Origin of the sequence: Anabaena sp. CCY 9402-a (assembly GCF_963920945.1) — a bacterium.
GTDB lineage: Bacteria > Cyanobacteriota > Cyanobacteriia > Cyanobacteriales > Nostocaceae > Trichormus > Trichormus minutissimus.
The window spans coordinates 1-12006 of the sequence record NZ_CAWUDL010000003.1 but is presented as its reverse complement, the minus strand read 5'-3'; the positions used below and the strand labels follow the sequence as shown (position 1 = coordinate 12006).

General features: G+C 42.3%; 13 protein-coding genes and 1 tRNA gene. 3 read left to right on the top strand and 11 right to left on the bottom strand.

Features of this window, described 5'->3' with window-relative positions:
• Nucleotides 1–2 precede the first annotated feature (2 nt).
• On the bottom strand, nucleotides 3–455 hold the full coding sequence (locus ACM0OR_RS01910; RefSeq protein WP_414574785.1) for an SRPBCC family protein: 453 nt from the start codon (nucleotides 453–455) through the stop codon (nucleotides 3–5).
• A gap of 433 nt (nucleotides 456–888) precedes the next feature.
• On the opposite strand from ACM0OR_RS01910, the gene ACM0OR_RS01905 reads away from it, so the two are divergent.
• Nucleotides 889–2544, top strand: a complete 1656-nt coding sequence (locus ACM0OR_RS01905) for a mechanosensitive ion channel (protein WP_414574784.1) — start codon at nucleotides 889–891, stop codon at nucleotides 2542–2544.
• Here the strand turns inward: ACM0OR_RS01905 and ACM0OR_RS01900 are convergent.
• The 3 genes from ACM0OR_RS01900 to ACM0OR_RS01890 all read right to left on the bottom strand — a co-directional run bounded on the left by ACM0OR_RS01900 (nucleotide 2541) and on the right by ACM0OR_RS01890 (nucleotide 5262).
• Entirely contained in the window at nucleotides 2541–2756 is a 216-nt protein-coding gene (locus ACM0OR_RS01900) for a hypothetical protein (RefSeq protein ID WP_414574783.1), read from the bottom strand. The two genes, ACM0OR_RS01905 and ACM0OR_RS01900, sit on opposite strands and share 4 nt — an antisense overlap.
• The gene (gene argC / locus ACM0OR_RS01895; RefSeq protein ID WP_414574782.1) at nucleotides 2753–3721 is read right to left on the bottom strand and encodes an N-acetyl-gamma-glutamyl-phosphate reductase; all 969 of its coding nucleotides are present in this window, start codon (nucleotides 3719–3721) and stop codon (nucleotides 2753–2755) included. The genes ACM0OR_RS01900 and argC overlap by 4 nt, the downstream gene beginning before the upstream one ends.
• An 83-nt stretch (nucleotides 3722–3804) precedes the next feature.
• A complete protein-coding gene (locus tag ACM0OR_RS01890; RefSeq protein WP_414574781.1) occupies nucleotides 3805–5262 on the bottom strand; it encodes a GTP-binding protein in 1458 nt (485 codons plus the stop codon).
• A gap of 223 nt (nucleotides 5263–5485) precedes the next feature.
• Here ACM0OR_RS01890 and psb29 point away from each other — a divergent pair, with 223 nt between their 5' ends.
• Complete coding sequence (psb29, locus tag ACM0OR_RS01885; RefSeq protein ID WP_323265384.1) at nucleotides 5486–6193, top strand: photosystem II biogenesis protein Psp29; 708 nt, start codon at nucleotides 5486–5488, stop codon at nucleotides 6191–6193.
• Nucleotides 6194–6295: 102 nt separating this feature from the next.
• Here psb29 and ACM0OR_RS01880 read toward each other — a convergent pair whose 3' ends face one another.
• The 3 genes from ACM0OR_RS01880 to ACM0OR_RS01870 form a co-directional block, all read right to left on the bottom strand.
• Nucleotides 6296–6664, bottom strand: coding sequence for a phage holin family protein (locus tag ACM0OR_RS01880; protein ID WP_323265385.1), 369 nt, complete (start codon nucleotides 6662–6664; stop codon nucleotides 6296–6298).
• Between the two features lie 527 nt (nucleotides 6665–7191).
• A complete protein-coding gene (locus tag ACM0OR_RS01875; RefSeq protein WP_414574780.1) occupies nucleotides 7192–7845 on the bottom strand; it encodes a biopolymer transporter ExbD in 654 nt (217 codons plus the stop codon).
• A 224-nt stretch (nucleotides 7846–8069) separates the two neighbouring features.
• A complete protein-coding gene (locus ACM0OR_RS01870; protein ID WP_190702720.1) occupies nucleotides 8070–8807 on the bottom strand; it encodes a MotA/TolQ/ExbB proton channel family protein in 738 nt (245 codons plus the stop codon).
• A gap of 214 nt (nucleotides 8808–9021) precedes the next feature.
• Here ACM0OR_RS01870 and ACM0OR_RS01865 point away from each other — a divergent pair, with 214 nt between their 5' ends.
• Entirely contained in the window at nucleotides 9022–9321 is a 300-nt protein-coding gene (locus ACM0OR_RS01865) for a YkvA family protein (RefSeq protein ID WP_414574779.1), read from the top strand.
• 305 nt (nucleotides 9322–9626) lie between these two features.
• Here ACM0OR_RS01865 and ACM0OR_RS01860 read toward each other — a convergent pair.
• The 4 genes from ACM0OR_RS01860 to ACM0OR_RS01845 all read right to left on the bottom strand — a co-directional run bounded on the left by ACM0OR_RS01860 (nucleotide 9627) and on the right by ACM0OR_RS01845 (nucleotide 11624).
• A tRNA-Asn gene (locus ACM0OR_RS01860) sits at nucleotides 9627–9698 on the bottom strand.
• A gap of 156 nt (nucleotides 9699–9854) precedes the next feature.
• On the bottom strand, nucleotides 9855–10403 hold the full coding sequence (locus tag ACM0OR_RS01855; RefSeq protein WP_414574778.1) for an NYN domain-containing protein: 549 nt from the start codon (nucleotides 10401–10403) through the stop codon (nucleotides 9855–9857).
• A gap of 262 nt (nucleotides 10404–10665) precedes the next feature.
• On the bottom strand, nucleotides 10666–11337 hold the full coding sequence (locus tag ACM0OR_RS01850; protein WP_190702713.1) for an ABC transporter ATP-binding protein: 672 nt from the start codon (nucleotides 11335–11337) through the stop codon (nucleotides 10666–10668).
• A gap of 14 nt (nucleotides 11338–11351) precedes the next feature.
• Complete coding sequence (locus tag ACM0OR_RS01845; protein WP_190702710.1) at nucleotides 11352–11624, bottom strand: hypothetical protein; 273 nt, start codon at nucleotides 11622–11624, stop codon at nucleotides 11352–11354.
• Nucleotides 11625–12006 lie beyond the last annotated feature (382 nt).

Sequence of the window (12006 nt, the reverse complement as noted above, 5' to 3'; positions counted from 1 at the left end):
TACTAAGGATTAATTTGTACTTCTTCCGCTACTCGTTTGAGGCGACGTAGCTGTGCTTGCATATCTTCTTTTGTCCATTTGGCGGCGAAGGTGTTGAATCCCCAACTGACTATAGGGTTAGGAATCTCAAACTCAAATCGGTTTAATAATAGTGTACCTTGTGGTGTGGGTTGACATTCCCAGCGATCGCGTCCTTGAAAAAATCCCTGAAATTCCCACACGACTAAACCCGGTTGGCGTTCTACAACCAAACTGTTTAAGGTGGGTTGCATTAGGGGTATTTGAATCAAAAAGCGGCTTTTACTACCTATCTCTGTACTCCACGTTTCACCCACAGGTTCACAACGCAAAACAGGGTTGAGCCAACGGTGCATCAATCCTAAATCAGTAAAACAGCGTTCTACTGACGTAGCTGTGGCGTTAATTTCAATTGATTGCTCTAAAACTTGGGACATTCTAGATTTTTGTGTGGTAGCTGCATTTAGATTAGTGCATAGTAATAGTCAATAGTCAATAGTCATTAAGAGTGCTGAGTGATGAGTGCTGAGTGATGAGTGATGAGTGCTGAGTGATGAGTGATGAGTGCTGAGTGATGAGTGCTGAGTAATGAGTAATGAGTGATGAGTAATGAGTAATGAGTGCTGAGTGATGAGTGATGAGTGCTGAGTGATGAGTAGTGTTAGCGAATACTTACAAAGCGTTAGTTTAAAGACTGTAAATTAATCAAAAGAGAAGTAAAAAATTAATCTTATTATTCATTAAGCGTACTTTTCCTGGTAAGTTAATACGCAAACACTAGTGAAATACTTAGTATTATATGTTGTGCTAAACAATACATTAACTAAATATTTCCAGTGTTGTCATGCACACTATTCATTCCGAAAAACCATGAACACAGCTTGGCAAGGAATATTCCAGGTAGCAGGAGTAGATTGGTCACAAAAGATGCAGCCATTGTTAGCGCAATCGCCCAGCTTACCCCTAAACCAACCAGGAGTGAACCAAGGAATCGCTGATGTGCAAGGAATTTTTCAACAAGTGATTCAGTTTACACCCCGTCTGCTGGGAGCAACAGCTCTTTTGTTGGTGGGTTGGTTGATTGCTGCTGCGGCTGGGGTCGTGACGCGGCAAATCCTTAATCGCACAAAAATAGATAATAAGATTGCGGCTGGGATAACAGGTCGTGAGGATGTCCCCCAGGTAGAGAAATTAATCTCCAACTTAGTCTTTTGGAGCATTATTCTCTTAACAGTCGTAGCTGTCTTGCAAACTCTGGGTTTAGAGGTAGCTTCTCGACCACTTAATAGCTTTCTGGAACAACTGATTGGCTTTTTGCCCAAGATTGTTGGCGCAGGAATTCTGTTAGGGGTAGCTTGGTTCTTAGCGTCCATCGTTAAGGTTGTGACAATACGCGGGTTGCAAGCACTTAGACTGGATGAGCGTTTGAGTCAAGATGAACCGAACGATAATCTTAGCCTTGATCGCTTGTCTTTGAGTCAGACAATTGGTAATGCCTTATATTGGTTTATCTTTCTGCTATTTCTAGTTCCAGTTTTAGACACCCTGGGACTCAAGGAAGCTCTACAACCAGTACAGGCTCTAATTACACAAATTCTGTCAATTCTGCCCAATATCTTGGCAGCAACGTTAATTGCAGCCGTTGGTTGGTTTTTAGCTAATGTGGTGCGGCGAATTGTCGTTAACCTGCTAGCAACAACTGGTGTTGATCATTTAGGTAGTAGGTTTGGACTATCTTCTGCTTCGGGAATGCAGCCTTTATCTGCCCTCACAGGTACGATAGTCTACATTTTAATTTTAATTCCTGTGGCGATCGCTGCTCTCAATGCTTTAAAAATTGAGGCGATTTCTTTACCTGCGATCGCAATGTTACAGCAGATTCTCAATGTCTTACCTGCTGTCTTCACAGCCATAGCAATTTTAATCCTAGCCTATTTCTTAGGGCGGTTTGTTGCCGATTTAGTCACGAGCATCCTCACCAGTTTAGGCTTCAATAACATTTTCACCATCCTCGGTCTACCTGTACCCACAGCACAAACAGTCTCCGATGCTGAAAGTACACCTACACCTAAGATTACTGCTCGCACCCCATCGGAAGTTGCAGGTATTGTGGTTTTAGTCGGGATTTTATTGTTTGCTACAGTAGCAGCAGTTAATATCCTGAATATTCCAGCACTAACGACGCTTGTAACTGGCATTCTGGTAATTATTGGGCGAATTTTATCTGGCTTAGTAGTCTTTGCTATTGGCTTATTCCTCGCCAATCTCGCCTTTAACATCATTACCAGTTCCGGCAATCGCCAAGCCCAAATTTTGGGTCAAGCAGCGCGGATTTCCATTATTACCCTAGTTTCTGCAATGGCATTGCAACAGATTGGCATTGCCAGCGATATTGTCAATTTAGCATTTGGATTGCTATTAGGTGCGATCGCAGTTGCTATTGCTTTAGCCTTTGGTCTTGGTGGTCGAGATATCGCCCGCGAACAAGTCCAAGAGTGGCTCTCTTCTTTCAAAGAGAAGAGTTAAGAGTGCTGAGTGCTGAGTGCTGAGTGCTGAGTGGGGAGTGGGGAGTGGGGAGTGCTAAGTGCTGAGTGGGGAGTGCTGAGTAATGAGTAATAAGTAATGAGTGGTGAGTGATGAGTAGTGAGTGCTGAGTGGCCATTGTATTTTTCTCCCCCTGCTTCCCCTGCTTCCCCTGCTTCCCCTGCTTTCTTTTCCCCAGTCCCCAGTCCCCTCAAAGTCCCAAATCTTCTGGAACACCCAACATAATATTAAGATTTTGTACAGCTGCACCTGATGCACCTTTGCCTAGGTTATCGAGACGCGCCACTAATAAGGCTTCTTGGGTCGCGTCATTGGCGAAAACGAACACCTGCACAATATTAGTGTTGTTCATCGCCATTGCATCCAAGAAAGTTCCTTCTCTGAGCAAAGCTGAATCTTTAAATGGGGCTACCTGGACAAACTTTTCACCTGCATAGTATTCTGCGATCGCATGATAAATCGCTTCACCTGTTGGGGGATTCTCTAAAGTCCATAAAGGCAAAGGTATTTGTACTAACATCCCCTGCTCAAAATCCCCCACTGCGGGAACAAACAACGGTGGCGATGCTAAACCAGCGTGCTGGTGCATTTCTTTGACGTGTTTATGCCCAAACTGCAAACCATAAATACCGTAGGGATAAATTGGAGTTGATCCCTTTTGCTGCTCATGAAAGGTATCGTACTTTTGGATTAAACTCTTACCGCCACCAGAGTAGCCAGATACGGCATTAATCGTGAGGGGAAAATTATTAGGGATAATTCCCTGAGCTATTAACGGACGAACACAAGCCAAAAATCCTGTAGCATAACAGCCAGGATTACTGACAAACTGAGCATTTGCGATTTTTTCTCGCTGTCCTGGGTTCAGTTCTGGAAAACCATAAACCCAATCCGCATCTGTGCGGTAGGCGGTACTAGCATCCAGGATTTTAACTTTATTATTAATCACCAAGCCAACTGCTTCGCGGGCTGCATCATCAGGAAGACAAAGAATTACTACATCGACGGAATTGATGATTTTTGCTCGCTCAGTAGACTCTTTCCGCTTAGATGCCTCAATGCTCACTAACTCAATGTCATTCCTTTGGTTGAGGCGCGAGTAAATTTGTAAGCCTGTAGTTCCTGATTCCCCGTCAATGAAAATTTTAGGTTTATTCATAAATATGATGGATTTGTCATCTGTTTAGATATTTACTCATTAAACATCTAGAAACCTTGTAGAGACGTAGCATCGCTACTACATTATTTTCCTTTGAATTTTACCTTGTGAAGTAATTCATCTTTGATCCGATTGAGAATTGAAGTTTCATCAAGGGTTGACAAAATCCGATTAATTACAGCTTTAGGCCCATCTGGCCCCCAAGTTGCCCCATTGACTAAATACACCTTGGTAACTTGACCAATACCATAGGACGATACACCAGCTACTCCAGCTTGAGTAACAGCTACTGAGATATAGGGGCCAAGGGCAATACCGGCTGTAGCTGATGCAGAGATACCTAATAAGGTTTTTAGCCCACTTAAACCTAAGTTTGCCAATAATTCACTGACACCGATACCACCCATACTGATGGCGATTTTTTGCAGTAATTGCACAGCCCCAGCTTCGGTCATGGGGATGCCATAAAGTTTAGACAAACCTAAAATTAGCGCAATATCAATAACTATACTGCTCAGTATATCTACTACCGTAACTGGATTAAGAGCGATCGCCACAGCTTTAGTCATGACAGCCTTCCAAATCAACTGATTGGCGTTCTGTTCGCGAATTATCAACTTACGCTGCACCAATTGCTCATTCACGGTGTCGGCATACAGCATAGTGTTCAACGCCACTAGAGCTTTGCCCTCACGCTGCAAAATCTCTAAAATTTTCAGCTTTAACTCTTCAACTTGAGCCGCACCTGCACGCAATTGTACACCCCTACTCCCATCAGCACGATATACCGCCGTTTTTACCAGTGGGGATGCTGCGGACATGACAATTTCTAGGGGTGTGAGTAATTCCCGCACCCTCTCATCCCGGATTTTCTGGTAAATTGTCAGGCGATCGGTTTCTGGATATTGGTCTACTTTATTAAATACCAAGATGATGGGTTTACCTGCTTCCCGCAATTGAGATAAAGCTTCATGCTCAACCTTGGTCATATCACCCGCAATCACAAACAGAATCAAATCCGCCTGTTTAGCTATTTTTTCCGCTAAGACTGTACGAGTTTCCCCATCGATTTCGTCTAAGCCTGGGGTGTCAATTAATTCCACCTGGGATTTACCAACAGCAGGTAAAGTTACCCTTAAAGCCCGTTCTGTTTCTCCAATAGCTTCTTCGCTAATACTCCAATTCACACTTTGAGCTGCACGGGTGACACCATGCAAAGGGCCAGTTTCAAACACCGATTGTCCTACCAAAGCATTCAATAAGGAAGACTTACCCCGTCCCACCATGCCAAAAGCCGCAATCTGGACTACCATACTGTCTAACTTACCCAGCATAGTTTCCAAATCAGCGATTTCCGACTCTAAACCCGCTTTTTCTTGGGGTCTGAGGTCGAGACTAGCTACTAAGTTACGTAGTGCCGTTTGTGCTTGCTTATAGTTCAGTTCCGCTTGAATATCTTCAAAGCTAAAAATGGCACTATCTAGTTCTTCCTCCCAGTTGGGTGAGTTGCTTTGATGCGGTTCGGGCAATATGGAAGTCACGTCACTGCACTCCGAATTCAAAATTCAAAATTCAAAATTAATAATTACCTTTCCCTTTGATCCTAGTGTAAGAAGACAGGGGTATGAGGGTGCAAAGGTATAGGAGTGCCGAGAAAAATAAAGTTTAAGCAGAAAGTTTAGCTAAAACCCCACTCCCTAGCTAACTTGGCAAAGTATCCTTTAAAGTAGAAAATAAGATAACGTCGCCCTTAATATTTTCTTTGTGAATAACGTCCGTACTGTCTCTGATACAAAGCGAACTTTCTACTCTCTGCATACCCGACCGATTAACACAATTTATCGTCGGGTGGTAGAGGAATTGATGGTAGAAATGCACCTACTGTTAGTAAATGTAGATTTTAGCTACAATCCTATATATGCCTTGGGCGTTGTCACTACCTTTGACCGCTTCATGGAAGGCTATACACCCGAACGGGATAAAGAATCAATTTTTAATGCCATATGTCAGGCTGTAGAGCAAGACCCACAACGCTACAGACAGGATGCTGAAAGGTTAAAAGCTATAGTCCAAAACTTATCAGCTAATGATTTAGTGGCGTGGCTTAATCAAACTAATCATGCACAGCAAGATGCCCAATTGCAAGCGCAACTGCAAGCGATCGCCAACAATTCTAACTTTAAATACAGTCGGTTGTTTGCGATCGGTTTATTTTCTTTGCTAGAAATTTCAGACCCTGAGCTAGTTAAAGACGAAAAGCAACGCAATGAAGCTCTCAAAACAATTGCTGAAGGCTTGCATCTTTCGGACGAAAAACTTAGTAAGGATTTAGACTTATACCGTTCCAATTTAGACAAAATGACGCAAGCACTAATTGTGATGGCCGATATGCTTTCAGCCGATCGCAAAAAGCGCGAACAACGTCAACAACAATTGAATACCCCAGTCACTCCCCCAACTTCTAATGAGTAATTAATAGTCAATAGTCAATAGTCAGTAGTCATTAGTTAAATTATGTGGATATAAGTAACTTTTGGCTATGGACTGTGGACTATAGACTTTTGACTTCTATTTCTAGAAAATACCTAATAACTTGTAAATCAAGCTGTTAATGATAGTGAGTGCAAACGCCCCTAGCACAGCACTCCACATACCGAAGCGCAGGCTGAAACCCTCTACTAACCAAGCAGCAATACTAAAACAAACAACGGCAATCATAAATGTAAAAACACCCGATAAAAAGTTAAAAGTGAGTATATCGGGTACAACAAATATCAAACTTAAAATTGGTCTGACTATTGCCGTTACAATACCTAAAACAGCTGCGGAAATAACTGCTTTCTGTGGAGTGTCTACTTCAACGCCTAAAGGCAACTTACTGATAATTAACAAGCTGATAGATGTGACTACCCAAACAATTAACAGTGTCACAATTTGATTCATTGCCGTTAACCCCTGAAACGTAAATGGTGCTTGGCGATAAATTAGTTAGTCTATGGAGTCTATCGATAGAGAAAACTCACATCGGCAGATTATTTGTAAGTTACCAGACTTTTTTCTCTATTCAGAATTTATTTTGGATATCTTTAGGTTTCAGGGGATTGGGAAGTAAGAATTTTAGATTTTGCGGAAAGTTCTGTAGGCGGGTTTCCCGCCGTAGGAAACTTTTCAAGACGGATTTTGGATTGAATAATCTAAGAGGTTGTTTGAAAAGCGTGTTTCTTTGTCATGTTGTAGCTTGCTTTGCTACGCGGAGCGTCCCGCAGGGAACGTAGAGAAACATCTGGCGTATGTGCCACAAAGCCTAGATTCCTCCTTACGCTCCGCTCCAGTCAGAATGACATTTTTATACCCCTTGCAACTTTTCAAACATCCCCTAAAATCCAAAATTGAAAGGTTGAGAATTGGGGATTAGACAATTGTCTCACCTGTCACCTGTCACCTGTCACCTATCACCTGTCACCTACTCCCTAATTAGTATTCTCAGGTGCTACAGGTGTTGCAGCAGGGACTTCAGGTGCTGGTACATTCGGCACTACAGGTGAAATATCTTGACCTGTTGGTGGTTGATTGGGGGTTGTGGGTATAGAAAATTGATTAGGGCTAGTTGGGGCGTTGGGGTTAATTTCTGGTATTGGTACTGTAGGCGCAACTGGGAAATTGGGATTTGCAGGGAAATAAGGGGAAATAGTGCTGGGTGTAGAAGAGGAATTAGGTATAATTCCCAAGGACACGCGATCGCCTCCCACTTGCCGTAACAAATCTAATGTTTCAATGACATCATTGTAAGTTGCTGTGCGTGAAGCATTCAGAATCAAAACACCATTAGGGTTAGCTTGCAAAAACTCCCTTAACTTTTGCTCTAATTCTGCTTTTTGTACCATTTCTTGTTCTATGTAAATATTACCGATAGCATCAATTGTCACAATTTGGCTACCACCTGCTGAATTTATTCCAGCCGCCGTAGTTGTGCTGGCTTGTGGTAAATCCACATTTATGGCTTGTTGTCTAGTAAATTGCAAAGCTGCCAATAGAAAAAATGTCAAGATGCAAAAAATGACATCAATTAAGGGAATAATCTGAACTTGAGCTTCTTCAATTTGAGTATGTAGATTAACTTTCATCTTTTTTGCGTAGGAACTAGGGACATCTCAATTCAAAATTCTTGCATCTTGGACTCGAACGAAGTGAAGGGTCAAAATTTAAAGAACTCCTGGCAACTCCTAGGGACTGGAAACTAGAAAGAAATAGGGGCGCAGAGCCGCAAGTACCACGGAGACGAAACCCGCAGGATGGGGCAGAGGGAGAAATTTAACTTATTCCCCATACCCAATACCCAATACATCATTCAAATTTGATTGGGTGGTTCTGGTGGTTGAGGAAATCTGCTGGTAGTTGGCTTGCTGGGTGGAGTTAAACTATCCCGTGAAGTTTCTGAGACAAGTGCTGAGGTCTTGTTGCTAAAATGCGCCGGAAACTGGCGGTAGAATAATTCCAATTCATTACCCGCTTTACGAAACACCTTGACTTGATTAACTACAAAACTTTGAAATAAACGGTAGAATACCAAGCTAACGATCGCCACAACTAGACCTGTCGCCGTACTAATTAAGGATTGTCCAATACCTCTAGTTGCTGTTGCACCTCCCCCTGTGGCAATATCGCCAATGTTAATCGACTTCAAAGAATCGATTAAACCCAAAACCGTACCCAACAGTCCCAACAATGGCGCAAGAGCAATGACAGCTTCTAAAAGTTTTTCCCCACGCCTCATCCCTGCTATTTCGTCTTCTGCGCTAGATTCCAGTGCTAGGCGAAATGTTTCTGTATCACTTTTTTGTAAATTTAAGGGAGCATAGAGAAAACGCCCAATGGGTTGATCTGTCGCCCTTTGAGCAATGTCTGCCGCTACTTCCCAATTATCTTGGGCTGCATCCAGTACACGCTCTACTATTTCCTTTTCTTGTGTCAAAATTCGCGACCAAAACCAAAGCCTCTCAAAAATGACACTCAAAGCTAAAATCGACAGAGCTAGTAAAGGCCACATGGCTGGCCCGCCTTCTTGAAACAAATTTAAAATATCCACTGTTTAAATTTCCTCCCTCCATTCCTGAAACAACTATCCCAAAGCATTTTAATTTTAAAGATTAATGCACAATTACTATACTCCTGTACAGAATCGTCGGTTACGTATTTGCCAATATAAGCATTAGCATCTTCCCAACTAACTAGGACGGTTATTCCCACCGGGAGTTTATAGCATAATTTGTCAAAATGAAAGTTAACTGGAGGGTTAAACCATGAACTTCTCAATCCAATCTCTATATAACTGGTATCGCGGTTTACTGCGTAACCCCAAATACCGTTGGTGGGTAATTTTAGGTACGATTGTTTATATTCTCAGCCCCGTCGATATTGCACCGGATTTCTTGCCAGTTGTGGGTCAACTGGATGATGTTTTAGTTTTGACAATACTAGTTACTGAGTTATCTGGGCTAGTGATTGACGGTTGGAAAGCTCGTAAGGGTGAAACTAATACTTCAACAGATTCTAACCCAAGTGACAACACCGTTGATGTTGATGCTGTATCTGTCAAGTAACTTTCAATAGGAAACTAAACTTAACCCCTGCTCCACTTGTGCGACGATGCTCCGTTTCAACCTAGGCGATGGACTACGCCCCAGTCTAGGCAATTGCTCGCATCTGTATTCTCAAAGTAGGGGATATTTTTATTTGGTGTTAAAAAAGTGATTTTTTCACGGCGGAGAGATAAAGACACAAAAAAGACGAATCTAAAAGATTATTTTTGGATTTGGTAGCGATTATTTCTGCAAATCAAAGGTTAAGAGTCTGAAGTTAGCAGTTTAACTTTACAGATTGCCCTTGTTTTTATTATTTTTTTAAACTCCCCAGGCCGGATTCGAACCAGCGACCAATCGATTAACAGTCGATCGCTCTACCACTGAGCTACTGAGGAATGATTAGCTCTCACGATTTATAATATTATCGTAGTCTTTAAGAGATGGCAAGTACTTTCATAAAAAATTTTTGGCTCATGCTGAAGTTACAAATTCTTCGCAGGCAAAACCCCCTCTAGAGACAGACTAGAGCCGTCGGAATGCGTCGATTTACTTCACAATCCCATCCGCAATTGAGCAAGCTTTTGTCTTGCTTGAGGATCAATACTACTCGCTAAAAACCTACTCTTAGATTGTGTGCGTGCTTGAGACCTTTGTTTAACTCGACAAACCGTAGTTTGTACTTCCCCACACAATTGCAGTGCTGATAACCATTCAGCCCCATATCCCTGTACTGTCAACTGCTGTGCGCGGTCTGACGTGGCAACAATTACACGAGAAATCCGAGCTTGTGCAAATTGGGGACGTAAAGATGCACAAGTTTTTTCTATATACGAGTCTGCTGTTTGCCCAAAATCAGTGTAATAAACCGATAAAAGTTGGGTGATCACTTCCCTATTACTAGAGGTATTTTGATAGTGGGCATCAAAAACTATTTGAGTTTCATAACCTTGAAATGCGCTGTAACTTGTCATCGCTTCTACAAGTTCCCAGCGAGCCGCCTCTAGTCCAGCAGTGTCACGGGTTTTTTTAAGGCAATGCCAAGCACCAATTATGTTGTAGCCGTCTACTAACAAGACGGCTGGGGATAGGGAACGGGGCATGGTTTTTAATCACAATATTCTAGAGTTAACAAGATCCATTCATAACTTTTATAGTAATAGAAGCATTGCTTGTAACACTATGTTACAAAGAACAAAATAATGTAATTTAATTGCAAAGGTTGCCTAAAAAACCTGTTCTAACAACTGCGACGCGTCTTTTAAGGGCGCGTCGCAGTTGTTAGAAATTATTGACGAATTGGGGACTGGGAAGAGTTAGGTTCGTAAAAAGGCAAGCGAAAAGAATCTTTTGACTTTTTATTCCCTATTCCCCATTTATATTCATCAACCGTTGTTTAAGACGCTGAGGTTCACCACTATCTATAAGTTGGCCTTTTTCTAGTAAGAAAGCACCATCACAGTAATTCAACTCATCTAATCTGTGTGTCACCCATAAAGCAGTGATACCCCTACTTTTCACTAGGTTGCGGACACTAGCTACTAAGTCCAATTGGCTATCTGGATCGAGTAACGCTGTAGGTTCATCTAATAATAAGATTTCACAATGACGGGCGATCGCTCCTGCTATGGCTACCCGTTGTTTTTGTCCCCCACTGAGGGCATAAATTGGGCGTAGTTGAAAAGCACTCAAGTTTACTGCCCCTAATGCCTCTTTGACCCTTGCTCTCACCGCAGTTGTTGGCAGTTTTTCTTCAACCAAACCAAAAGCTACATCCGCACCCACAGTTGGCATCACTAGTTGATGGTCGGGATTTTGGAAGACAAAACCAACAGGATGTAAAACCCGAATATCTCCAGATTTGGGAGCTAAAAGTCCCGCCAGCAGACGGAGTAATGTGGATTTGCCACTGCCATTTGTACCCAACAGCATCCAAAATTCGCCTCTGGGTACTTCCAAAGAGCAAGATTGAATTGCTGTCTCACCATTAGGCCAACTGAACTGTAAATCTTTAACTAGAATGCCCGCTTCCGCCATGAGTACACCTTGGGTTACTCACCAGCTAAGGCAAAAAATCCTGGAGCTCTGCCACTACTGGTGCTGACACCATCTTTTTCGGTAATCTGGACTCCGGTAATTTCAGTGGCACGAACAGCGATTTTCTTCTCTGTTTTGCCTTCACACTTAAGTTCTACAATGTCAGGATTCCCAGAACGCATAGCCGCTAAAATTAGCTGATAAACGGCTTCAGCGTCTTCTGCTGTCTTACGTTGCACTGTTACAGGAAAAGGCGTATTTCTGATGGTTAAGTCAATGGTAAGCATTTAGCAGTAACTATATATAACTGTAGGACTCATTTTAGCGTTATGGGAATTGAGAATGGGGAATTGGGCATTGGGCATTGGCAATTTAGTTGTTCACCTTTGCTCTTTTTTCCCCCTCCAGCACCTAATCTCTCATAATTTCTGTATCAAAAATAAAATTATTCCCATTAGCCACTGGAAAAATTAGCGATTTGCACCTAGAATTATTAGAGTCAGTAAAAAATTGTAAACTAGATTGACAATCTGGTAACATTTCTGTTGTAGATAGCTAACTCATGCAAATCTACAGACAAAACCGTACTTATAAAGATTTGGAGATTTGTTTTCATGACCATCGCAGTAGGACGCGCCCCCAGTAGAGGGTGGTTTGACGTACTAGACG

What these genes read in the sequence shown, in the direction of transcription:
- ACM0OR_RS01910 (WP_414574785.1), bottom strand. Translation starts at nt 455, where the DNA reads ATGTCCCAAGTTTTAGAGCAATCAATTGAAATTAACGCCACAGCTACG.
- ACM0OR_RS01905 (WP_414574784.1), top strand. Translation starts at nt 889, where the DNA reads ATGAACACAGCTTGGCAAGGAATATTCCAGGTAGCAGGAGTAGATTGG.
- argC (WP_414574782.1), bottom strand. Translation starts at nt 3,721, where the DNA reads ATGAATAAACCTAAAATTTTCATTGACGGGGAATCAGGAACTACAGGC.
- ACM0OR_RS01880 (WP_323265385.1), bottom strand. Translation starts at nt 6,664, where the DNA reads ATGAATCAAATTGTGACACTGTTAATTGTTTGGGTAGTCACATCTATC.
- ACM0OR_RS01875 (WP_414574780.1), bottom strand. Translation starts at nt 7,845, where the DNA reads ATGAAAGTTAATCTACATACTCAAATTGAAGAAGCTCAAGTTCAGATT.
- ACM0OR_RS01865 (WP_414574779.1), top strand. Translation starts at nt 9,022, where the DNA reads ATGAACTTCTCAATCCAATCTCTATATAACTGGTATCGCGGTTTACTG.
- ACM0OR_RS01855 (WP_414574778.1), bottom strand. Translation starts at nt 10,403, where the DNA reads ATGCCCCGTTCCCTATCCCCAGCCGTCTTGTTAGTAGACGGCTACAAC.
- ACM0OR_RS01850 (WP_190702713.1), bottom strand. Translation starts at nt 11,337, where the DNA reads ATGGCGGAAGCGGGCATTCTAGTTAAAGATTTACAGTTCAGTTGGCCT.
- ACM0OR_RS01845 (WP_190702710.1), bottom strand. Translation starts at nt 11,624, where the DNA reads ATGCTTACCATTGACTTAACCATCAGAAATACGCCTTTTCCTGTAACA.